The organism is Tritonibacter scottomollicae (assembly GCF_032924845.1).
GTDB classification, from domain to species: Bacteria; Pseudomonadota; Alphaproteobacteria; order Rhodobacterales; family Rhodobacteraceae; genus Epibacterium; species Epibacterium scottomollicae.
This window is the reverse complement of the sequence record NZ_CP136704.1, coordinates 924679-946641: the sequence shown is the minus strand read 5'-3', so window position 1 is coordinate 946641 and position 21963 is coordinate 924679. Positions and strand designations below refer to the sequence as shown.

General features: G+C 60.1%; 23 protein-coding genes. 10 read left to right on the top strand and 13 right to left on the bottom strand.

Annotation, left to right across the window (positions count from 1 at the left end; genetic code table 11):
* The first annotated feature begins 6 nt into the window (after positions 1 to 6).
* From R1T40_RS05045 to R1T40_RS05035, 3 genes are read left to right on the top strand one after another with little or no spacing between them, the layout of a single operon-like run.
* Positions 7 to 972: an alpha/beta fold hydrolase gene (locus R1T40_RS05045; RefSeq protein WP_317386099.1), complete on the top strand. Its 966-nt coding sequence runs from the start codon at positions 7 to 9 to the stop codon at positions 970 to 972.
* 60 nt (positions 973 to 1032) lie between these two features.
* Positions 1033 to 1902: a polyphosphate kinase 2 gene (gene ppk2, locus R1T40_RS05040; protein WP_317386098.1), complete on the top strand. Its 870-nt coding sequence runs from the start codon at positions 1033 to 1035 to the stop codon at positions 1900 to 1902.
* Positions 1895 to 2512 carry a TetR/AcrR family transcriptional regulator gene (locus R1T40_RS05035; RefSeq protein WP_106164046.1) on the top strand — a complete coding sequence of 206 codons (618 nt, stop codon included), beginning with the start codon at positions 1895 to 1897 and terminating at the stop codon, positions 2510 to 2512. The genes ppk2 and R1T40_RS05035 overlap by 8 nt, the downstream gene beginning before the upstream one ends.
* A 200-nt stretch (positions 2513 to 2712) precedes the next feature.
* On the opposite strand, the gene R1T40_RS05030 is transcribed toward R1T40_RS05035, so the two are convergent.
* The 4 genes from R1T40_RS05030 to R1T40_RS05015 form a co-directional block, all read right to left on the bottom strand.
* Positions 2713 to 3489 carry a class I SAM-dependent methyltransferase gene (locus R1T40_RS05030; protein WP_317386097.1) on the bottom strand — a complete coding sequence of 259 codons (777 nt, stop codon included), beginning with the start codon at positions 3487 to 3489 and terminating at the stop codon, positions 2713 to 2715.
* A 366-nt stretch (positions 3490 to 3855) separates the two neighbouring features.
* Positions 3856 to 4341, bottom strand: a complete 486-nt coding sequence (rpsI, locus tag R1T40_RS05025) for a 30S ribosomal protein S9 (protein WP_106164128.1) — start codon at positions 4339 to 4341, stop codon at positions 3856 to 3858.
* 5 nt (positions 4342 to 4346) lie between these two features.
* Positions 4347 to 4805, bottom strand: coding sequence for a 50S ribosomal protein L13 (rplM, locus tag R1T40_RS05020; protein ID WP_106164044.1), 459 nt, complete (start codon positions 4803 to 4805; stop codon positions 4347 to 4349).
* 172 nt (positions 4806 to 4977) lie between these two features.
* Positions 4978 to 6393 carry an aminotransferase-like domain-containing protein gene (locus R1T40_RS05015; protein ID WP_106164043.1) on the bottom strand — a complete coding sequence of 472 codons (1416 nt, stop codon included), beginning with the start codon at positions 6391 to 6393 and terminating at the stop codon, positions 4978 to 4980.
* 92 nt (positions 6394 to 6485) lie between these two features.
* Between R1T40_RS05015 and R1T40_RS05010 the strand changes: the two genes are divergently transcribed.
* From R1T40_RS05010 to speE, 3 genes are all read left to right on the top strand, one after another.
* Positions 6486 to 6716, top strand: a complete 231-nt coding sequence (locus tag R1T40_RS05010) for a DUF1127 domain-containing protein (protein ID WP_317386096.1) — start codon at positions 6486 to 6488, stop codon at positions 6714 to 6716.
* A gap of 216 nt (positions 6717 to 6932) precedes the next feature.
* A complete protein-coding gene (gene speD / locus R1T40_RS05005) occupies positions 6933 to 7439 on the top strand; it encodes an adenosylmethionine decarboxylase (RefSeq protein WP_317386095.1) in 507 nt (168 codons plus the stop codon).
* Positions 7436 to 8290, top strand: a complete 855-nt coding sequence (gene speE, locus R1T40_RS05000; protein ID WP_317386094.1) for a polyamine aminopropyltransferase — start codon at positions 7436 to 7438, stop codon at positions 8288 to 8290. The genes speD and speE overlap by 4 nt, the downstream gene beginning before the upstream one ends.
* Positions 8291 to 8341: 51 nt before the next feature.
* Here the strand turns inward: speE and R1T40_RS04995 are convergent, their stop codons facing one another.
* Positions 8342 to 8764: a PaaI family thioesterase gene (locus tag R1T40_RS04995; RefSeq protein WP_106164039.1), complete on the bottom strand. Its 423-nt coding sequence runs from the start codon at positions 8762 to 8764 to the stop codon at positions 8342 to 8344.
* Positions 8765 to 9166: 402 nt separating this feature from the next.
* On the opposite strand from R1T40_RS04995, the gene trmFO reads away from it, so the two are divergent.
* Together trmFO and gluQRS are read left to right on the top strand one after the other, a co-directional pair.
* On the top strand, positions 9167 to 10507 hold the full coding sequence (gene trmFO / locus R1T40_RS04990) for a methylenetetrahydrofolate--tRNA-(uracil(54)-C(5))-methyltransferase (FADH(2)-oxidizing) TrmFO (RefSeq protein ID WP_317386093.1): 1341 nt from the start codon (positions 9167 to 9169) through the stop codon (positions 10505 to 10507).
* Positions 10508 to 10693: 186 nt separating this feature from the next.
* Positions 10694 to 11551 carry a tRNA glutamyl-Q(34) synthetase GluQRS gene (gene gluQRS, locus R1T40_RS04980; protein WP_317386092.1) on the top strand — a complete coding sequence of 286 codons (858 nt, stop codon included), beginning with the start codon at positions 10694 to 10696 and terminating at the stop codon, positions 11549 to 11551.
* Between the two features lie 5 nt (positions 11552 to 11556).
* Here gluQRS and hisI read toward each other — a convergent pair whose 3' ends face one another.
* On the bottom strand, positions 11557 to 11946 hold the full coding sequence (hisI, locus tag R1T40_RS04975; protein ID WP_317386091.1) for a phosphoribosyl-AMP cyclohydrolase: 390 nt from the start codon (positions 11944 to 11946) through the stop codon (positions 11557 to 11559).
* A gap of 59 nt (positions 11947 to 12005) precedes the next feature.
* Between hisI and R1T40_RS04970 the strand changes: the two genes are divergently transcribed.
* Complete coding sequence (locus R1T40_RS04970) at positions 12006 to 12458, top strand: iron-sulfur cluster assembly scaffold protein (protein ID WP_106164035.1); 453 nt, start codon at positions 12006 to 12008, stop codon at positions 12456 to 12458.
* A gap of 277 nt (positions 12459 to 12735) precedes the next feature.
* Here R1T40_RS04970 and R1T40_RS04965 read toward each other — a convergent pair whose 3' ends face one another.
* The 5 genes from R1T40_RS04965 to sciP form a co-directional block, all read right to left on the bottom strand.
* A complete protein-coding gene (locus R1T40_RS04965; protein ID WP_279327911.1) occupies positions 12736 to 12858 on the bottom strand; it encodes a hypothetical protein in 123 nt (40 codons plus the stop codon).
* A 146-nt stretch (positions 12859 to 13004) separates the two neighbouring features.
* Complete coding sequence (gene recG, locus R1T40_RS04960; RefSeq protein WP_317386090.1) at positions 13005 to 15095, bottom strand: ATP-dependent DNA helicase RecG; 2091 nt, start codon at positions 15093 to 15095, stop codon at positions 13005 to 13007.
* Positions 15096 to 15108: 13 nt separating this feature from the next.
* Positions 15109 to 17322 (bottom strand): NAD-dependent DNA ligase LigA, encoded by a 2214-nt coding sequence (gene ligA / locus R1T40_RS04955; RefSeq protein WP_317386947.1) that lies wholly within the window; start codon positions 17320 to 17322, stop codon positions 15109 to 15111.
* Between the two features lie 176 nt (positions 17323 to 17498).
* Positions 17499 to 18218, bottom strand: coding sequence for a response regulator transcription factor CtrA (ctrA, locus tag R1T40_RS04950; RefSeq protein WP_106164032.1), 720 nt, complete (start codon positions 18216 to 18218; stop codon positions 17499 to 17501).
* Positions 18219 to 18343: 125 nt separating this feature from the next.
* Complete coding sequence (gene sciP, locus R1T40_RS04945; protein ID WP_106164127.1) at positions 18344 to 18622, bottom strand: CtrA inhibitor SciP; 279 nt, start codon at positions 18620 to 18622, stop codon at positions 18344 to 18346.
* A 157-nt stretch (positions 18623 to 18779) separates the two neighbouring features.
* On the opposite strand from sciP, the gene mnmA reads away from it, so the two are divergent.
* A complete protein-coding gene (gene mnmA, locus R1T40_RS04940) occupies positions 18780 to 19925 on the top strand; it encodes a tRNA 2-thiouridine(34) synthase MnmA (protein ID WP_317386089.1) in 1146 nt (381 codons plus the stop codon).
* Positions 19926 to 20006: 81 nt separating this feature from the next.
* Here the strand turns inward: mnmA and lpxB are convergent, their stop codons facing one another.
* Both lpxB and R1T40_RS04930 read right to left on the bottom strand, forming a co-directional pair.
* Positions 20007 to 21170, bottom strand: a complete 1164-nt coding sequence (gene lpxB / locus R1T40_RS04935; RefSeq protein WP_317386088.1) for a lipid-A-disaccharide synthase — start codon at positions 21168 to 21170, stop codon at positions 20007 to 20009.
* A 4-nt stretch (positions 21171 to 21174) separates the two neighbouring features.
* Positions 21175 to 21963: an LpxI family protein gene (locus tag R1T40_RS04930; RefSeq protein WP_317386087.1), complete on the bottom strand. Its 789-nt coding sequence runs from the start codon at positions 21961 to 21963 to the stop codon at positions 21175 to 21177.

Here is a 21963-nt window from a genome sequence, read left to right as displayed (position 1 = left end):
GTGCGCATGGCTCCTCTCGCTCTTCTACTGCTGGCGCTTGGCCTCGGGGCCGGTTGCGCGATGCTGTCCTCCCGCGTCACAACGCGGGAGGAAAACGCCATGGCGGCGCATCCGCCGCAAGGGCAGTTTCTCGACGTTGATGGACATAAGGTCCATGTGGTTGAGCTCGGCCAACCTCGCGGCAGCGCGCCGGATCTTGTGCTGATCCATGGGTCCAATGGCAGCACCCGCGACATGACGTTTCGCCTGTCCCCGGCGCTGGAAGATGCCTACCACATCCTGATCTTCGACCGCCCCGGTCTGGGGTACTCCGATCCGGTGTCAGCACGCGGTACAAGCATCCAGACACAGGCGCGCGTCTTGAAGGAGGCAAGTGCCCAGCTTGGGGTGACCCGGCCGCTGGTGCTTGGTCAGAGCTACGGCGGCGCAGTCGCGCTGGCCTGGGCGACACAATTCCCCGACCAAACGGCTGCGGTGATCAATGTTTCCGGTGTCTCTCACCCGTGGGACTCAGACCTTTCACCGTTCTACAAAGTCACCTCCTCGCGACTTGGCAGCGCATTGGTCGTGCCACTGCTGACGGCCTTTGTGCCAAAGAGCTATGTGCGCAATTCGCTGGCAGAGGTCTTTGCCCCACAAGAGGTTCCCGAAGGCTTTGCCGAGCACTTCGGACTGGAAATGAGCCTGCGCCGCTCTTCCTTGCGGGCCAATGCCAAGCAACGCGCCAATCTGCTATCCGAGATCGAAACCATGGCGCCGCTCTACCCCGATCTGGCGATGCCGATCGAGATCGTGCATGGCACGGCCGACACCACTGTGGGGATTTCCATTCACGCAGAACGGCTTGTGGCAGATACCTCAACCGCACGCCTCACCCCGCTGGATGGGGTTGGACACATGCCGCACCAGACCCATACGCAATCCGTTGTGGACGCGGTGCACCGCGCGGCGGCGCGGGCGAACTTGCGTTAAGCGCGTTAACATTGAAGAGTATCGCTTCAGACACTGTGGGCGAGAAAGGACGGATGCGACATGACTTTGCCGTTTGACGGGGCGATCAGCCAGTACTTCGAAAACGACGCACCCAAGGACATCCGCAAGGCCATCAAGACCGGCCATAAGGATGATATCCTGAACCCGACATACCCCTACGATGAAGAGATCGCCAAGCAGGACTACAAAGATACTTACGAAGCCCTGCAAATCGAGCTGGTGAAGCTGCAAGCCTGGGTCAAATCCTCAGGCCAACGCATTGCCATCGTATTCGAAGGTCGCGACGCCGCGGGCAAGGGCGGCACGATCAAACGCTTCCGCGAGAACCTAAACCCGCGTGGGGCGCGTGTCGTGGCCCTGTCCAAACCGACAGAAACCGAAGCGACGCAATGGTACTTCCAGCGCTACATCACCCAGCTGCCCGCAGGCGGCGAGATCGTCTTTTTTGATCGCAGCTGGTACAATCGCGGCGTTGTCGAGAAAGTGTTCGACTTCTGCAGCGATGCGGAGCGGGAGCATTTCTTCACGCAAGTCACAGAATTTGAGAAAATGCTGGTGGATGAAGGCATTCACCTCATCAAGCTCTGGCTGAATGTCGGGCGCGCCGAGCAGCTGCGCCGTTTTCTGGCCCGCGAACATGACCCACTGAAACAATGGAAACTCAGCTGGATCGACGTCGAAGGCCTGAAACGCTGGGACGCCTACTCCAAGGCGATCCGCGAAACTCTGTACCGCAGCCAGAGTGCCCATGCGCCTTGGACCATCGTGCGCTCCGACGACAAGAAACGTGCCCGGCTGGAAGCCATACGCCACGTTCTGCTGGCGATTGACTATGACAACAAGGATCTTGAGGCCCTCGGCGCCCCCGATACCCAGATTTGTGGCGGCCCGGACATTTGGGATGCCTAAACGCGGCTATCATCACGGCAATTTGCGTCAGGCGCTGGTCGAGGCTGCCCTGCGCCTGATCGAAATCAAGGGCCCGACCGGTTTTACGCTATCCGAGGCGGCCAAGCAGGCGGGCGTCACACCCGCAGCCGTCTATCGCCACTTTGAGGGGCGCGAGGATCTGATCGCCGAGGCCGCGCGGCAGGGCTTTCTGATGTTCGCCGACCTGATGCAGCACGCCTATGACAAGTATCAGCCTTCCGCCCTCGCCGCGTTTGAGGCGACAGGGCGCGCCTACCTGGCTTTTGCGCGCAAACATCCCGGCCATTACATCGCGATGTTTGAAAGCGGTATTTCTGCAAATCGCACCCCGGAATTGGCCGATGCCGCCAACCGCGCGCGCGGGGTTCTGGAACGGGCTGCGGCTGAGCTGAGCCAACATATTCCGGCGGAAAAACGCCCGCCCGCGTCTATGTTCTCAGCCCATATCATGGCGATGAGCCACGGCGTGGTTGAACTGTTCGCACGAAACGCGCCCGGCACCGCCTCCCCCTATGCACCCGAAGACCTGCTGGAAACAGGAATTGGCGTGTATCTGAGGGGACTCGGCCTGATCGATCCTGACGACTAAAACCAACTTCCCCAGGAGGCCTGAGAGGCAGTGCCCTGCGGCACGTCACCCCTCGATAGACACATCACGCGAGCACGGGCTTTGGAAAAATCACGGCCCTCACGAGGTTCGCGTCTTGCGCTTCACTCCTGCAAACCGCAAGCGACACCACCACTCGCGCGTCAAGATAATGACGCGACTTTTCGGCAGAGCGCTGTCCGCTATGCCTTCAGAGCGACAACTTCCATGCAGACCCGGTAGCGTTGACTGATCCCGTATCTGACCGCATCGAAACCACATTCTTTCAGCAAAGAGAAAAGCCGCGTTCTGCTAAAGTTATGGTAGTGCTCAAGCTCGCCCCAAAATGGGTTTGCGTTATTGTTGGTCAGCAATTTCCAGATGATATTTTCCGTGTTTGGCATTGAAATTAAGAGGCAGCCTCCCTCTTCCATGTTAGAATGAAGGGAACTCAGCACCTCTTTCGGGTACGGAATGTGCTCAAGCACGTCCATCATGCTTACAACTGACAATTTATTCTTGAACTCAATATCCTGAACAAAGTCACAATAGGCTTCGAAACCCAAGCTTTTCATCGCGCTTACATTGTCTTCCCTCAAATCAACACCGATTGGATGGAAGCCGTATTCTTCTGCGGTAAACAGCAGAGACCCATTCCCAAAGCCGACATCGAGCCAAGCCCCAGCAGACTTGTATGGAAGCACTTTTTCAATCATCATCGATGATACGCTTCTCTGCTCCTCGAGCTTATGTCCAACTTTTTGATGATCATTCGTGTTTCTGAAAACAACCGACAATGCCTCGTCTGTGAAATAGCCATCAACAAATTGATGTTTGCATGTCTCACAATCCATCCATTGCATCACCGGCGGGACAACTGGATCATAGAGCGGGTGCTTGCTGCAATTACCTGTCGCCGACTTGACAATATGCTTTGATTCACACAGCGGGCATTTTTCGTAGGGTATTCTTACCTGCACAATTCCTCCAGTTTTCCGTCAGTACTATAACGCCGCTCAATTTCAGCGTTTTTGACAATCAACGACCAGAACTCAAGTACCATCCATGCTGGCAGCACTCATTCGACGTTGCTGCGCGAAGCAAACAACAAGACAAATTTCGCCTAATTGCGTTGAAAACAGGTTAAGTCTTCGCGTGTTGCGCTGCGGAAGGCCGGCAGAATGTCCGTGCTGCTCAACAAATGAGGAAACGTACGCGGCGAACTTGAGCTCTAGCCGAGGTTTGTGCAACAGCCCTCACGCAATGCGGATTGGAGTTTTCCCATGAAAAAAGGGCTGCGAATGACGCAACCCTTTGTTTTGTATCGTAGGTTCGACGGGTCGAACTTAGCGCTTGGAGAACTGGAACGAACGACGCGCTTTGCGGCGACCGAACTTCTTACGCTCAACAACACGGCTGTCGCGGGTCAGGAATCCTGCGGCTTTCAGTGCGCCACGCAGCGCGGGGTCATAAAGCTGCAGTGCTTTGGAGATCCCGTGCTTGACCGCGCCGGCCTGACCGGAGAGGCCACCGCCCTTGACGGTTGCATAGACGTCGAACTGGTCTTCAACACCGGCCACGGTGAACGGTTGACGCAGGATCATCTGCAGAACCGGACGGGCGAAGTATTTGTTCAGCTCGAGACCGTTGACCTGAACCTTGCCAGAACCCGGCTTGATCCAGACGCGGGCAACAGCGTCTTTACGCTTGCCGGTGGCATAGGCACGGCCAAGTTCGTCACGAACGGGTTCGCGCGGTGCCAGTTCTTCGGCTGCGGTTTCGACGCCTGCGACGGCGCCAAGCTCTTCGAGAGTTGTGATCTGATCAGCCATCGTCATTAGCTCCGGGTGTTTTTCTTGTTCATGGATTTGACATCCAGAACTTCGGGGCTCTGGGCTTCATGCGGGTGCTCGGCACTTGCATAGATGCGCAGGTTGGTCATCTGCTGGCGGGACAGGCGGTTGCCCGGCAGCATACGCTTGACGGCCTGGAAGACCACGCGCTCGGGGTGTGCACCCTCGAGGATCTGCTGTTTGGTGCGGGATTTGATGCCGCCCGGGTGGCCAGTGTGCCAGTAGAAGTGCTCGTCGCGCTTCTTGCCGGTCATCTGGATCTTGTCAGCGTTGATGACGATCACGTTGTCACCCATGTCCATGTGGGGGGTGAACGACGGTTTATGCTTGCCGCGCAGGCGAGTGGCAATGATCGATGCGAGACGGCCCAGCACCACGCCTTCGGCGTCGATGATGATCCACTTCTTCTCGATATCTGCCGGGGTAGCAGAGAAGGTTTTCATGTCAGGTCAGTCCTGTTTGTCGTGACAATGGGGCCGCGGACGACTCCATCTGAATTCGATAGACGGGGTTTACGGTGGCGTCACAAAACAGTCAACACAGGCAAACGACATTAAAATGTTTAAAAACAACACACTACAAATTAGGTACTATAGTACCCCAAAGAAATCCGACCTAGACGCTGATTTGCTCCGGTGGATTGTCCAGCAGCATGCGCAACCGCAGCATCGCGTCCTCGAACCGGGCCAGTGTGACATGCCCATTGATGGCAATGCGTACCGCGTTTGGCGCCCGGCCGTCGCGCAGTGCGAACTCATCCGCCGAGCGCAATTGCACCCCCTGCGCCTCTGCCGCGCGGGTAAAGGCCCCTGCCCGCCAGCCGGACGGCAATCGCAACCACAGGAACGGCACCTGCGCGTCCCAGGTCAGCTCAAACGCGCCAAGTGCGTTGACCGCCACCCGCACATAATCCGCCATTTCCTCGCGGACGGTCTGAACAAGCTTCTTGCTGCGCGGATCTGCCAGTAGGATGCGTGTCACCTCTGCGAGAGGCTGCGCCAGACCGAAGTACCCGTATTCGGCCACCCGACGCAGGTCCGCCGATTTTCCAACCGGTGCGATGGCGAAACCAACCCGCAACGCGGGCGTCAGTGATTTCGAAATAGATGTGACGTGCCAACTGAGATCCGGCGCCAGCGCCCGATAGGTCGGTGCCCGCGCCTCTCCCATCCGGTAGCAATCGTCCTCGATCACTTGTACCTCATGCCGGCGCAGCACCGACAGGATTTCCTTCCGACGTTCAAGCGGCGTAAACGTGCCGGTCGGATTGTGCACTTCCGGACTGGTACAAAGCACCGATGCACCGGATTTCTTGATCGCGGCTTCCAGAGCCTCCGGCACGACGCCATGTTCGTCGATGGCCACCCCCACAACCTTTGCGCGCAGAATTTCCGCCGCGCGGCGAAACCCCGCGTAAGACAGATCTTCGACCAGGATCGTTGGATTGCTGTCCTTCAGGATCGCCTGCAGCACCGTCATGACCGCGTTCTGCCCGCCATGGGTCAGCACGATGTCACGCTCCCCCAAGGGGCCAAGCGGTGTGTCGGACAACCAGTCCACCACCGCCTGCCGCACCGGTTGATAGGCGTCACGTGTCGGATAATTCAGCAGCGCCAGACGGTCACAATCAGCGGCCTTGCGCAACGCCTCGCGGATCAGCTTGACCTGACCGACATCCACCAGCCTGGGGCTGAACAGGCTGACGTGATTGGGGTTTGCTCCCTCCAGCAGGTGCAATTGACGCGACCAGACATCGTCCATGACCACGGTTTCGCGCTCAGCGACAAAGGTGCCCCGGCCCACTTCGGCCTGCAACAGCCCTTCATCTGTGAGAATTGTATAGGCCCGCGCCACGGTCCCGGGCGTGATATTCAACTGATAGGCCAATTCCCGTACTGGGGGAAGTTTTGCCCCCACCTGCAATGTACCACTTTCGATTGCCAACCGTATCGTATCGGCCACGCGTTTGTACTTTGGACCCGGCCGCTCTGCCAGCGACCCAGTCAAGGTGGAGGGCCAAATTGTACCCATAACAATCTCCGATTAGACAATCCGCGCCGCTCTTTGTACGCCTTACATGCCAGTACATTCAAATTGCATCAATACAAAATGTGAGACTGACCATGACAAATGTGACAGAACACCCGACACACCTTTCCTATCTGACCAATCGTGCGGCGCTGCCGATGATTGCAGAGGTGGCCATTGGTTTTGCGGTTCTGGCCACAAAATGGTCGGTCCGCAGGCGCAGCCGTCGTCAGTTGAGCCGACTTACTCAGCAGCAATTGCGTGACATCGGCCTGCAACGCGAGGACGCCATGCGCGAAGGAACTCTTCCGTTCTGGAGACCCTGATCCCCGGGGCACAGAACCAACTGGCAGGCCGGAGCTCGTCTCCGGCCTTTTTTTGTGAGCGATACCGGTCAGCGTTCATAAATTTTTACCTTGATCGAATCTCTCCGCCCTCCTATCTGCGCCTGACTTTCGGTACCGATCCCAACCCTGAACTCTTATTCGGGGGGGCGCTAAGGACCGTCTGGATTGTCATCTACTGGAACGAAGGGGCGTGTCATGACCGACGCCAACCTCTTCCAACTGGGGATCGGTCTGGAGACAGGCGCCCATGAGGAAGATACCGCCAGCGGTGTACCCACCGCTATTGTGAACTCTTTGGTCGACGCCGACCGCGAGGATCACTTCATTCGCCGCGACGGCAAGGTTTTTGCCGGCACGCATCTGATCATCGAAGTGATGAAAGGCACCGGTCTGGACTGTCAGACCCGGATCGAGGACGCCTTTCGCAAGATGGTCGATGTCTGCGGCGCAACCCTGCTGCATATCCACACGCATAAGTTCTCGCCGCAGGGCGTATCCGGCGTGGCCGTGCTCGCCGAGAGTCATATCTCCGTGCACACATGGCCGGAAATTGGCTACGGCGCGTTCGACGTCTTTATGTGCGGCGATGCCGAGCCCTGGAAGGCCGTCGACGTGCTGAAATCTGCCTTCGAGACCAATATGGTCGAGGTGCGCGAACTGCTGCGCGGAGAGGAAATCGTTGCCAAGGAGGTCGCCGCATGACGGATGAGGTCTGGAACACCGAACGGCTACACGATCATTTTGCCCAATCCCTGCGGGTGAGCGAGATGTATTATGACAGCAAGACCGAGCATCAGCGGCTCAAGGTTTTTCAGAACGGCACCTTCGGGCGCATTCTGACGCTGGACGACGTTGTTCAGACCACCGAGGGCGACAATTTCATCTATCATGAAATGCTGACCCATGTGCCGATCCTGGCGCATGGGGCCGCCAAACGCGTGCTGATCATCGGCGGCGGCGATGGCGGGATTGCGCGCGAGGTGCTAAAGCACGCCTCGGTCGAGCATGTCACCATGGTGGAAATCGACGCCGGTGTTGTCGACTTTTCAAAGGAATACCTGCCGATGCTGAGCCAGGGCGCCTTTGACGATGCCCGGCTCAATCTGGTGATCAATGATGGCGCGGTCTTCATGAAGGAGACCGAGGACAAGTTCGACGTCATCATCGTCGATTCCACGGATCCGATCGGCCCCGGCGAAGTGTTATTCACCGACACCTTCTATGGCCACGCCGCGCGCGCCCTGACCGAGGACGGCATCATCGTGACCCAGAACGGCGTGCCCTTCATGCAGGGCGACGAGCTGACCAATACGATGCGGGCCTTTCAGGCGCTGTTTGCCGATGCGACCTGCTATCTTGCCACCATCCCGACCTATGTGGGCGGGCCGATGGCGCTGGGTTGGGGCAGTCACTCGACCAAGGCCCGCGCGGTTGATCTCGCCACGCTGGAGAGCCGGTTTACTGCGGCTGGCCTCACGCCGGACTATTATACGCCAGAGGTGCACAAGGCCGCCTTTGCCCTACCCGGCTATGTGAAAAAGCTCATTCCTTAGAACGACCTGAGCCATGACATTAAAGCGCCCTCGGAGAGATCCGCGGGCGCTTTATCGTTTTGGCGGTATCGAATAGGTCATGGTGGAACGCGCCACAGGTTCGGCCTTGCCTTCGGAAAACAGCAGCACATCCCCCACCGCCAGAGTACGCCCCAGCTTCAAAAGCCGCGCCTGGCCCAGCAGATCGCGACCGCCCTCCGGCTTGCGCATAAAATCGAACGAGGCATTGGTCGTCACGGCCAGCGCCTCGCCGCCCAAATGCGCCAGCACCAGCGCATAAACCGCGACATCCGCCAGCGCGAACATCGACGGGCCCGACACCGTGCCCCCGGGACGCAGATGCCGCTCCTGCACATTCAGCCGCATGGTGATCTCACCCGGGCGCAGTGCATCAACGCTGAACTCGCCGTTGATCTGCGGAAACACCTCCTCCAGATAAGTCATCAGTTGCGGTGTCTCAAAAACCAGCTGCATCCGCGCGTCTCCCCTCTGTCTTCTCGTCACTGTGCACGCAGCGGGCCTCCTCACAAGCGGATTTGCTTAGAACGCCACGGCACTCAGAGCGTCGGGCTGGCCGTCAGGGCGCCGCAAAGAACGCTTTTTCCTAAAATTTTCGGAAAATTCAGCCTTTGTTTACGAACTGCGATTTATTGTTTCCGTGTTGAGGCTTCTAATGAAGGCAAGAAAGTGGCAAGAGTTGGGCAAGCCAACGCGCTTGCCGCAATTTGGGCCGCTGCTTCGGACCGTCCCTCCTACCGGATCTCTCACCCGGATATGACGTCCACGAAGCTGCGGCCCTAATTATTTCTGCTTGCGCGCGTCGAACACCAACAGCTGATATTGCGCCCGCAGGTAAGCTGCCCTATTTGCCATCCCATGACACAAGAGCTTCACATCGTCGGCGGCGGAATGGCCGGATCCGAGGCTGCCTGGCAGGCGGCGCACATGGGCATCAACGTGGTGATCCACGAGATGCGTCCCAAGGTCGAAACCTTTGCCCATCAGACAGGCAACCTGGGCGAGATGGTCTGTTCCAACTCCTTCCGCTCGGATGATGACGAACAGAACGCCGTCGGGCTGTTGCATTGGGAAATGCGCGCGGCCAATGGTCTGATCATGGCCACGGCAGAGGAACACCGCCTGCCCGCTGGTGGCGCGCTGGCCGTGGACCGCGATCCCTTTGCCGAAACCGTGACCGCAAAGCTCAAAGCCCTGCCCAATGTGCGCGTCTCTTACGACGAAATCACCGAGCTGCCCGCGGAAGGCCACTGGATCTTTGCCACCGGCCCGCTGACCTCACCCGCGCTCGGAGAGGCCATCCAGCAAGAGACCGGTGCCGAGCGCCTGGCTTTCTTTGATGCCATTGCGCCGATCATCTACGCAGAGAGCATCGACATGTCGAAGGCCTGGATGCAATCGCGCTATGACAAGGGCGAGACCGAGGAAGAGCGCACCGCCTACCTCAACTGCCCGATGGACAAGGACCAATACGAGGCCTTCATCGACGCGCTGCTGGCCGCCGACAAGACCGAGTTCCATGAAGGCGAGACCGCCGGGTATTTTGACGGCTGCCTGCCGATCGAGGTGATGGCTGAACGCGGTCGAGAGACCCTGCGCCATGGCCCGATGAAGCCCGTGGGCCTGACCAATCCGCATCAGCCGGAGATCAAGGCACATGCGGTTGTACAGCTGCGTCGCGACAATGCACTGGGGACTCTGTTCAATATCGTCGGCTTCCAGACCAAGATGAAATACGGCGCGCAAGCGGATGTTTTCCGGATGATTCCCGGCTTGGAGAACGCCAGTTTTGCGCGTCTTGGTGGCATCCACCGTAATACATTCCTGAACTCCCCGACGTTGCTCGATCACGAGATGCGCCTGAAGTCCAAACCAAATATCCGCTTTGCCGGTCAGGTGACCGGGGTCGAGGGCTATGTGGAAAGCGCCGCTATGGGGCTGCTCGCCGGGCGTCTCGCTGCGGCGGAAATCCTCGGCCAAGAAGTGCCGCAGGTGCCGCAGGACAGCGCCATGGGCGCGCTGATCCACCACATCACAGGTGGCGCCGAGGCCAAGACCTTTCAGCCGATGAATGTGAACTTCGGCCTGTTTCGCCCCGTGGACGGATTGAAAGGCGGGCGTCGCGGCCGCAAGGATCGCTACAAGGCCTATACCGACCGCGCCAAAGCCGCGTGGCAGGACTGGCTCAACACCTTTTGATAGACGACCTCATGGTCCCGGCATTGCACCGAGTTCGCTGCGCGACCACGCGCTTGCGGACCCGAGCGGCATCGGCGCAATGAACGAATGGCTTGATTGACGCGCGGCGCAGTTGCTATTCAAGGAATACGGCCCGTGCCTGCCGGGGCCAAACTTGAACGCCTACGTCTATGTGATTGAGAAATCGTGACATTCACAACCCGCTTCGCCCCATCCCCAACCGGGCCACTCCATCTGGGGCATGCTTATTCCGCCCTCTTGGCGGCTGACTTGGCGGCGCGGCACGACGGGCGTTTCCTGCTTCGGATCGAGGATATCGACCAGTCCCGCGCGCGCATCGCGTGGGAACAACAGATCTATGAAGATCTGTCCTGGCTCGGTCTCAGCTGGTCGCACCCCGTGATGCGGCAGTCTGATCGTTTGCCGCGGTATCGCGCGGCGCTAACCCAGCTCTCCGCGCTTGGTGTCACCTATCCTTGCCGCTGCAACCGCGCCGATATCGAGGCCGCCGCCGGTGCGCCACAGGAAGGCGTGCCGCAATTTGGTCCCGACGGGCGGATCTATCCGGGCCGCTGCCGTGATCGCAGCATGTCCGACGCCAGTCCGGACGGCGTGATCCGGCTCAATATGAAGGCCGCGTTGAAGCACCTGCCAAAACTTAAATTTACCGAAACATCAGAAGAGCTTGGAGGGCAAATCTCACTTGACCCAGAGCATCTGGTCACTGCCGTCGGCGACATCATTCTGGTGCGCCGCAACATGGGCAGTTCCTATCACTTGTCAGTGGTGGTGGATGATGCGGACCAAGCAATCACAGATGTTGTGCGCGGCGCCGATCTGTTTGAAAGCACCCAGATCCATGTGGTTCTGCAGGCGCTGCTGAACCTGCCTGTGCCGCGCTATCACCATCATCGCCTGATCCGCGACGACGCGGGCAAACGCCTGGCAAAACGCGACGATGCCCGCGCTATTGCCAAGTATCGCGAGGATGGCGCCAGCCCGCAGGACATTCACGCCCGTCTTGGGCTGACACCAAAACCCTAGCCTTCTCAGGCCATTGGCGTCATGATCTCAACCTCATCCCCATCCCGTACGGCGGTGTAGAAACAGCTGCGGCGGTTGGTGTGGCACGCCGGTCCGGTCTGGCGGACAAGCGCCAGCAATGCATCACGATCACAGTCCACCCGCAGCTCCACCAGTTCCTGCACATGGCCGGAGCTCTCGCCCTTGATCCAGAATGATTGGCGCGACCGCGACCAATAGGTGACACGGCCGGTCTCAAGCGTTTTTGCCACGCTCTCCGCATTCATCCAGGCCATCATCAGAATCTCGCCGCTCTCGACATCCTGTGCGATGCACGGCAGCAGGCCGGCCTCATTAAATGTCAGTGTTTCGGGCGAAAATTTCAGCGGATCTTGCATGTCAAAAACCTTTTGCATCTCAGGGGCGCGACCCTATGTATGGGGAACACGGCCTTAGGGAAACCCAGGAACTGCACATGTCCGGCGAAACCGACCTGATCAAGCTTTATTCGACCAAGATCCTCGCCCTGGCGGCAGAGATCCCGCATCAGGGGCGGCTGGATGATCCCGATGCCACGGTCAAACGCCGCTCTCCGCTGTGTGGCTCAACCGTGACGGTGGATGTGGCGCTCGACGATGGCAAGATTGCGCGCTTTGCCCAGGACGTCAAAGCCTGCGCGCTGGGACAGGCTGCTGCGTCCGTGGTTGGTCAGGCCATCATCGGCCGCAGCCGGGATGAGGTCGAAACCGCCCGCGATCAGCTGAAAGCCATGCTCACCGAGACCGGCCCTGCCCCCGAGGCACCCTTTGAAGGGCTGGAGGTGCTGATCCCGGCGCGAGAGTTCAAGAACCGCCATGCCTCGATCATGCTGGCACTCGAGGCCACGCTTGAGGCGATGCAAACGGCGCAGAAGGCCAACTGCGCCTGATTTCAGCCTGCGGTTTTTGCTCCCTCCGAAGCTGAAACTGCAATTGCGCCATCCTGATCATCTGTCCGAGACAAAAAAACCGCCGCACATCCGGGCAGATGGCGGCGGCAAGTCATAGCGCCTTCATGCGGGACCCGGGACACACCAAACACCGGAGTTCACACTCTGGTGCGGACCGAACAGGCAGTCGGTCCTTGCAAGACTTGAGGCTGGTGCGCCCGGCATGAAAGCACAGGCAAAAACAGAGAAATAGCTACAAAAACAAGAAAGGCGTGGTTCAGATCAGACCAGGCAGGTGAAGCCCGACAACCAACATCACAACCAGCGACGCGGCCCCCAGAGCATCCTGCAACAGGGTAGACTGGGAATTGCGCAATGCGGATTTGAACTGTGTGACCATCTGGAAACCTCCTCGACCTCTGTCTGCGTTCACGACGCCTTTGTTGCTCCTTTGTTCCCATTTCACGCGAGTCGTGTAAAGAACTTTTTGAGAACATTTGCGAACAAAGTGGAACACACAAGAGAACAAGTCGCTGATGGCAGGAATTAACCCACGGAAATCAGGCGGATAGCTTCATCCTGCCGCAACAGCCACAGCAGGGTCCGCGCCGCACGTCCCCGGTCGCTGGTCAGATCCGGGTCCGAGGTCATCAGGGCACGGGCATCGCTCTGGGCGACCGCCATCAGATCCGCCTGCCGCTCCAGATCCGCAATGCGGAACCTCGGCAAACCAGATTGAGCAGTGCCGATGACATCCCCCGCCCCGCGCATCTGCAAATCGGTTTCGGCGATGACAAATCCGTCCTCGCTCTCGCGCAGGACCTCCAACCGTTTGCGTCCGCCCTCGGTGAGCGGCGGCTGATACATCAAAAGACATGTGGACTCGGCTGTGCCACGGCCCACACGGCCGCGCAGCTGGTGCAATTGCGCCAAGCCAAAGATCTCGGCCCGCTCGATCACCATGATGGAGGCATTGGGCACGTTGACACCGACCTCAATCACAGTGGTTGCGACCAGAACCCGCGTGCGGCCCTCCTGAAAGGCCGCCATGGCGGCATCCTTTTCCGCCGGAGGCATCTGCCCATGCACCAGCCCCACCACATCCTCGCCCAGCACCGCGCGCAGGTGTTTGAACCGCTCATCCGCTGCGGTCAGATCCATCACCTCGGATTCCTCGACCAAGGGGCAGACCCAGTAACACTGCCGCCCCTCGGCAATGGCGCGGCGTAAGTGATCGACCACCTCGGACATGCGTTCGGTGCTCAGGATCGCGGTCTTGATCGGTTTGCGCCCCGGCGGTTTCTCGTCGAGGATGGAAACTTCCATATCGCCGTATTGGGTCAACGCCAGCGAGCGCGGGATCGGCGTTGCGGTCATCACCAGCACATCGGCGCGCTTGCCCTTCTCCGCCAGCTCCATCCGTTGCCGCACGCCAAAGCGGTGTTGTTCGTCAACGACCACCAGCCTCAGATCGGCAAAACCGACATCCTGCTGGAACACCGCATGGGTTCCCACCAGGATCTGAATGTCGCCGCGTTGCAAGGCCTCGACCTTGGCGCGGCGGTCCTTGCCCTTGTCCCGTCCCGTGAGGATTTCCAGCACCACACCGGCGGCATTGGCAAGCGGCTGCAACCCCTCAAGATGTTGACGCGCAAGGATTTCCGTCGGCGCCATCATCACGCCTTGCCCGCCTGCCTCGACCGCAACCAGAAGCGCCATGAAGGCCACCAGTGTCTTGCCCGCTCCCACATCGCCCTGCAGCAACCGGTTCATGCGCCGGGCGGAGGCCATATCTGCCGTGATTTCCTCGATGGCGCGCCCCTGTGCGCCTGTGGGCCGGTAGGGCAGCGCCGAGAGCACCTTGCTTTGCAGTTTCCCGGTGGGGACGGAGCTCCGCCCCGGCTGCTCCCGCTCCACGGAGCGGGCGATCGCCAGCGTCAATTGATGCGCAAACAGCTCGTCATAGGCCAGGCGCGCCCGGGCGGGGGCAACCGGTTCAAGGTCCTCCGCGCCACCCGGCGTATGCGCCGCAGCGACCGCTACGTGCCAGTCCTCCCAGCCCTGTTTCGCCTTGTAGCCGCCATCCATCCATTCCGGCAGCTCCGGCATGCGCGACATGGCGCTCTGAACCGCCTTGAACATGGTCTTCTGGGTGATGCCATGGGTCAGCGGATAGACCGGTTCAAAATCCGGAATCTCCCCCGCCTCCTCCACGGGCAGCATGTGGTCCGGGTGGACCATCTGCGCCATGCCGTCGAACAGTTCCAGCTTGCCAGAGACCACGCGGCGCGACCCTTCCGGCAGTTGCGCCGTCAGATACCGGCTTCGGCCATGGAAAAACACCAGCTGAAACTCGGTGTCCTGATCCGTCACGTCGATCCGATAGGCACCCCCCTTGTTGCGCGCGGGGCGGTGACGACCAACCGTTACCTCGACCGTGGCCGTGGTCGGCAGCTCCAGCCCCCGGATGCTGTCACGCCGCCGTCGATCCACCACGCTATAGGGCAAAGTGTACAGCAGGTCGCGTGGTGCGGAGACCCGCAGCTGTGCAAAATGTTCAGCCGTTTTGGGACCGACACCTTGCAATGTCTCCAATTCCGCGAATAGGGGGAACAGCTGTTCCGGACGACCGCTCATGTTCTGCTCACGCCTACCCGATCAGTTCCAGCCATTCGTCCTCGTCCAGCGTCTGGATGCCGAGGTCCTTGGCTTTGGCCGCCTTGGAACCCGCCCCCGGTCCCGCCACGAGGATATCGGTTTTCTTGGATACCGAACCGGAGACCTTCGCCCCCAACGCTTCGGCCCGTGCCTTGGCCTCGGCCCGGGTCATCTTTTCCAGAGAACCGGTGAATACCACGGTCTTGCCCGCCACCGGGCTGTCTTCCGCCGGGGCATCGGGTTCGATGATATCGAGATGCGCCACCAGACGATCAAAGGCCGCGCGCTCCTCCGGGTTGGCAAAGGCATCAGACAACGACAGCGCGACCGTGGGGCCAAGCCCGTCTACGCTGATCAGATCATCCCAGGCGGCTTGCGAATCCGGCGCAACCGCGCAGGCCGCGATGGCCGCATTGCGGGCATCAGTGATCTTGGCGCGGCGCTCTGCCGCCTGGGCCTCCTGCCGCTCCACGAGCTCCGCCTCATCCGCTGCACGATGGGCCAGGGCCGCTGGGCGCGCCAAATCAGCGGCCTCGACCAGCGCCTGCCAGGTGCGGAAATGCAGCGCGACATCCTTGGCGGCAACCTCACCGACGTGGCGAATACCAAGGCCAAAGATCAGCCGCGCAAATTCAATCCGGCGTTTGTCATTGATCGCCGCAAACAGAGCGGTGGCAGATTTCTCGCCCCAGCCTTCCCGGTTCTTCAGTTGCTGCAGGCCATTGCCATAATTCTCTTGCAACTCAAAGATGTCTGCGGGTTCTTTCACCCACTCATCTGTATGAAATTGCTCCACCTGCTTGGCGCCCAGCCCCTCGATGTCGAAGGCTGCACGAGAGACGAAGTGCTTGAGTTTTTCCACGGCTTGTGCCGGGCAGATCACACCGCCACTGCATCTACGGACCGCATCACCTTCCTCGCGCACCGCAGGACTGCCGCAGCGCGGGCATGTGGTCGGGAACACATACGGCTCCGTTCCCTCTGGCCTGCGAGTCAAATCCACATCGGCCACTTTCGGAATCACATCACCGGCACGATAGATCTGCACCCAATCGCCGATACGGATGTCCTTGCCCTCGCGGATCTGCGCGCCCTTGGAGTCCAGACCAATGATGTAGTCTTCATTGTGTAGCGTCGCATTGGAGACCACGACCCCGCCCACCGTGACCGGCTGCAACCGCGCCACGGGGCTAAGGGCACCAGTACGCCCAACCTGAATGTCGATCCCCTCCAGCCGGGTCCAGGCGAGCTCTGCCGGAAACTTGTGCGCGATGGCCCAGCGGGGTGTGGTGGAACGAAAGCCGAGCCGCTCCTGCAGGGCCAGATCATCGACCTTGTAGACAACACCATCGATGTCATAGCCAAGATCGGCGCGCTGTTCCTCGATGGCGTGATAGTGCAGCAGAAGCTCAGCAATGCTGTCGCAGCGGCGGGTCAGCGGGTTTGTCTGGAACCCAAGCGCCTCGAACCGTGCGATGGCCTCACTTTGCGTTGTCGCAAGAGGTTCCGACAGTTCACCCCAGCTATAGGCAAAGAACCGCAAGGGCCGCGCGCGGGTGATCTCTGCATCCAGCTGGCGCAATGACCCGGCAGCAGCGTTGCGCGGATTGGCAAAGATCTTGCCGCCGGTTTCCGTGTGCCGGGCGTTCAAAGCCTCAAAATCCGCGTGGCTCATATAGACCTCGCCGCGCACCTCCAGCACCTCTGGCGCGCCGGAGATCTGATGCGGAATATCGGCGATGGTGCGCGCGTTCTCGGTCACGTTTTCACCCACCGCACCGTCGCCGCGCGTGGCTGCCTGCACCAGCTGCCCCTGCTCGTAGCGCAGGGAGAGGGACAGGCCATCAATCTTGGGCTCCGCCGTAAATGCCAGAGGGGCCTCCGCGCTCAGCCCGAGATAGCGGCGCAGACCAGCGGCAAAATCCTCAACATCCTGATCTTCAAAGGCATTCCCCAAAGACATCATCCGCACGGAGTGGGTGATCTTACCAAAACCGGAGGCTGCGGGCGCGCCAACCGCATCAACGCGCGTGCCCTCGGCCGCTAACTCCGGAAACGCGTCGGCCAATGCCAGATAGCGGCGTTTCAGTTGATCGTACTCGGCATCCGACAACGTCGGTGCGTCCTTTTGGTGATACGCGACATCCGCAGCCTCGATCTGCGTTTGCAGCGCCTCGAATTCCACACGCGCGTCGGCCGCATCCATCGACCGGGGATCCTGATCTGTCATACTGGCAACGCCCCTCGGATATTTGTCTTGCCTTGGTGATAGTCGCCGTTCCCCGAGAGGTCCAGTGCCCGAAGTCACACGAAAAAACTCCGCCGGGATGCTCAGCCCGGCGGAGTTTTAGAAACTGTTGTGCGTTAAGTGCCTTGTCGTACTCAGGCGCCGATCGCGATCCTCGGACCACCGGTGGACAGATCCTCTTGCGGATCGCGCAGCACATAGCCGCGTCCCCAGACGGTTTCGATATAATTCTCGCCGTCTGTCGCCGTGCTGAGCTTCTTGCGCAGTTTGCAGATGAACACGTCGATGATCTTCAGTTCAGGCTCATCCATACCGCCATAGAGATGGTTCAGGAACATCTCCTTGGTGAGGGTCGTGCCCTTGCGCAGCGACAAAAGCTCCAACATCTGGTATTCCTTACCAGTGAGATGGACAGATTTGCCTTCCACGTCCACGGTCTTGGCATCAAGGTTAACGGAGATCTTTCCGGTCTTGATAATGGACTGAGAATGCCCTTTCGAGCGGCGGATAATCGCGTGGATCCGCGCAACCAATTCCTCGCGATGGAACGGTTTGGTCAGATAATCATCCGCGCCAAAGCCAAAGCCCTTGATCTTGTTTTCCGTGTCGTCCGCGCCGGAGAGGATCAGGATCGGGGTCTCAATGCGCGACAAGCGCAGCTGACGCAGAACCTCATGACCGTTCATGTCTGGCAGGCCCAGATCCAGCAGGATCAGGTCATAGTCGTATAGCTTTGCCAGATCGATGCCCTCTTCGCCGAGGTCAGTCGTGTAAACATTTAGGTTTGCATGAGTCAGCATCAGCTCGATGCTTTTCGCTGTCGTGGGATCATCCTCGACCAGAAGAATGCGCATATTGGGTCTCCGCCTGTACTCTGTTGTCCTCAGGTTGCGTTAACCTTGCTGGGAAAAGGTTAATGTCCCGTTACCATGATGGTTAATTTCCGCAAAACCTTAAAGTTAACACGACGGTTTGCGACTCAGGGGTCACGATACTCCTTCAGTCGGGTGGTTTTCAGGGCCTCTTCCCCGTGGTCTGCAACCGCAGCAACCCAGCTTCGGAATTCATCCTCGCTTAGATTGTAAAGACGTAGTGCTTCGGTCTGGGGAATCAATCCGTACAAAACCCCGCGCACGACCGCAGCCTTGCGCGATGCCACCCAGCGTTTTGTGGTTTGAGGCGGCAAGTCCGCCCGTGTCATGACCGTGCCGTCCGGCAATGTGACCGCACGGGGGCCATCAACTTTCTTCAAAAACATCGCTATGCCCTTACTAGGATGCGTATTCTGCTTATATGTGCAAAATGGCGGGCAGCTCTTAACGATGAGTGAAATGCGCCCCTTGAGAATACGTAGCATTTTCATATATTCTTCGATGCTTTCCCGATCCGCACCCGAACCCCTTAAGGAGCACATCATGGCACTGGACAACGAGACCCCAGTGAACTCGCTAGGTTTTGCAAAATCGCCCGCGGACACCCGCGTCGTTGTCGCCATGTCAGGCGGTGTCGACAGCTCCGTGGTGGCGGCCTACCTGTCCGAACAGGGCTATGATGTGGTCGGTGTGACGCTACAGCTTTATGATCACGGGGCAGCGCTGGCCAAGAAAGGCGCCTGCTGCGCAGGAATCGATATTCACGACGCTCGCCGCGTGGCGGAGGAACGTGGCTTTCCGCATTACGTGCTCGATTATGAGAACATTTTTAAGGATGCAGTGATCGACGAGTTCGCCGACAGCTATCTGGCCGGCGCCACGCCGGTGCCCTGCATCCGCTGCAATGAGCGCGTGAAGTTCAAGGATCTGTTGGAAACCGCCAAGGATCTGGAGGCCGACTGCATGGCCACCGGTCACTATATCCAGCGCAAGACGGGCGCCAACGGGCCGGAGCTGCATTCCGCCGCGGATGCCAACCGGGATCAGAGCTATTTCCTTTTCTCCACCACGCCGGAGCAGCTGGATTTCCTGCGCTTTCCGCTGGGACACCTGCCCTCCAAGGACGCCACCCGCGAGATGGCGGCGCAATACGGTCTTTCGGTGGCCGATAAGCCGGACAGCCAGGACATCTGCTTTGTGCCCAATGGCGACTATGCCTCGGTGATCGAGAAACTGCGCCCCGGCGCGGCGGAGCCGGGACAGATCGTGCATGCGGATGGTCGTGTATTGGGCGAGCACAATGGCGTCATCCACTACACTATCGGCCAGCGCCGCGGTCTGGGCATCGGCGGCTTGAGTGAACCGCTTTATGTGGTGAAGCTGGATGTGGACCAAAAGCAGGTCATCGTTGGCCCCAAGGAGATGCTGGCCACGCGCCGCGTGCCAGTGCGCGAGATCAACTGGCTGGGCGATGAGCCCTTCACAAGTCGCGACGAATGGCATCTGAGCGTCAAGGTCAGGTCGACCCGCCCACCGCGCGATGCGATCCTGCGTCCGATCTCGGACACCGAGGCGGAGGTGGAACTCTTCGCCGCCGAGGAAGGCATTTCGCCCGGTCAGGCCTGCGTGTTCTATGATCCCAACGGCAGCCGCATCTTTGGTGGTGGCTGGATTTGGCGCGGCGCCTGAAGCCCCTGTTCACGCCCGCGATCCACGTCGCGGGCGGATCGAACGCGCGGGAGTTCACCTGATAGTGGCGCGTGACGCGGCTTAGCCCGGCAGCCGGTCCAGCACAGCACGGGCGGCCCGCACACCGGGCGCATCGCCGCCTTCACCGACCCTCTGCATCGTGAGGCGCATGGCATCGAACTGCGCCTCAGGCGCCGCAAACACGGCGTCCAGCTGGGTGGCGATCTTATCGGCTGTGCAATCGGGGCCGAGGCATTCCGGCACCACGCGCGTCTCACTGACCAGATTGACCAGCGTCACCGTGTCGATCAGCGCCATGCGCTTCATGATCTGCCAGGTCAGCCAGTTGAACCGATAGGCGATAACCATCGGCGTGCGGGCCGCCGCCAGTTCCAGCGAAACCGTGCCCGAGGCCGCTAGCGCCAACCCTGCAGTGGCAAAGGCGGCGCGTTTGTGGGCGGCAAACTCCGCTGTGGTATATGCTGCAGGGTCCAGCACGAGGCAGCCCGCAGGCCAATCGGCAAGTTTTTCACGCACCAAGGGCGCCACATGGGCCGCCGCAGGCACCACAATTCTATGGTCCGGGTGGGAGGCGTGAAACTGCTGCAAGGCAGTGCCAAATACATCCGCCAACCGCCCCACCTCGGAGCGGCGCGACCCCGGCAGGGCCAGCAGCACCGGCGCATCGCCGAGATCATGCGCGGCGCGAAAATCCGCGATCTCCGCTTCAGTCGCCTTTGGCTCCGCCACCACCGGATGGCCGACAAAATCGCACTCCATCCCGGCGGCTTCCATATAGGGCGGCTCGAACGGCAGCAGGGCCAGCACATGGTCGATGACCTTCGCCATCTTCGCCGCGCGCCCCGGACGCCAGGCCCAGACGGAAGGCGCAACGTAATGCACGGTGCGGATGTCGCTTGCGTCTTTCACCAGCTTTGCAACGCGCAGGGAAAAATCCGGGCTGTCGATGGAGATCATCACATCCGGCCGCAGTGCGACCACCGCATCGGCGGTCTCCTGAATGCGACGTTTGAGGTCGAAATACTTCGGCAGCACCTCGGCGATGCCCATGACGGAGAGTTCTTCCATCGGGAACTGCGAGCGGAGCCCCTCGGCCTGCATCTGGCTGCCGCCGACGCCTTCAAATGTCACCCCCGGCGCCAGCTCCTTAAGCCCGCGCATGAGCGCCGCGCCCAACCTGTCGCCAGAGGGTTCCCCGGCGAGGATGAACACCCTCAGGCTCATACGATCAGACCTGCCGCAGCCAGAGGAACATGCCCCGGCGGTCACAGGCAGCAATCACTTCCTCGCGGTCGAGAACGATGACGCCTTCCGCCTCCAGAACGATACCGTTGAGGCCCGCCATGGCAGCCCCCTCCACCGTCGCCGGGCCGATGGTCGGCAAATCAGCGCGGCGGTCTTGCCCGGCCTTCGGGGCCTTGTAGAACAAACCACCCTGCCCGTCCGGTCGCGTCGCGAGGCTGGCCAGCATCCAGTCGGTGCCAAACAGCGTCTCGATGGCGATGGCCTGGCCGGCACGCACCGCGCAGGCCTGTCCGATATCAGCGGCGCTGAGACCAAAGGCAATCACCGAGGCACGCTCGGCGTCGGCCTTGTCGATTTCGCCGGGCTTGACCTGAGTGGGGACGCCTTCGTCCATCAGCAGGTCCGGCGCGATCTCATGCGCGCCCTTCACGGCAAAGCCGCTCTCTTCGAGGATGGCGATCACCGCCCGCAGCGCGCCATCGTCACCGGCAGCTATCGCCGCCTGCAGCACCGGCACCAGCGGCAGGGTTGCCGCATCTATCGCCGATGGGTCGATCTGGGGCCGCGTCACCGCGCCCGCAAGGCAGATCTCCGTGACGTTTTCCGCCTTCAACTGTTCCAGAAAACTGCCCAACTGTTCGAGGCGAAAGGTGATCTCTGCCTCCACCGTGTCAGGTTCCGATCCCGCCATGGCGCAGACCAGAGGGCGCTCCGGCAGACGTGCAATCAGTTCCGCGGGCAATGCCCCGCGACCGGCAATCAGTGCAATCAT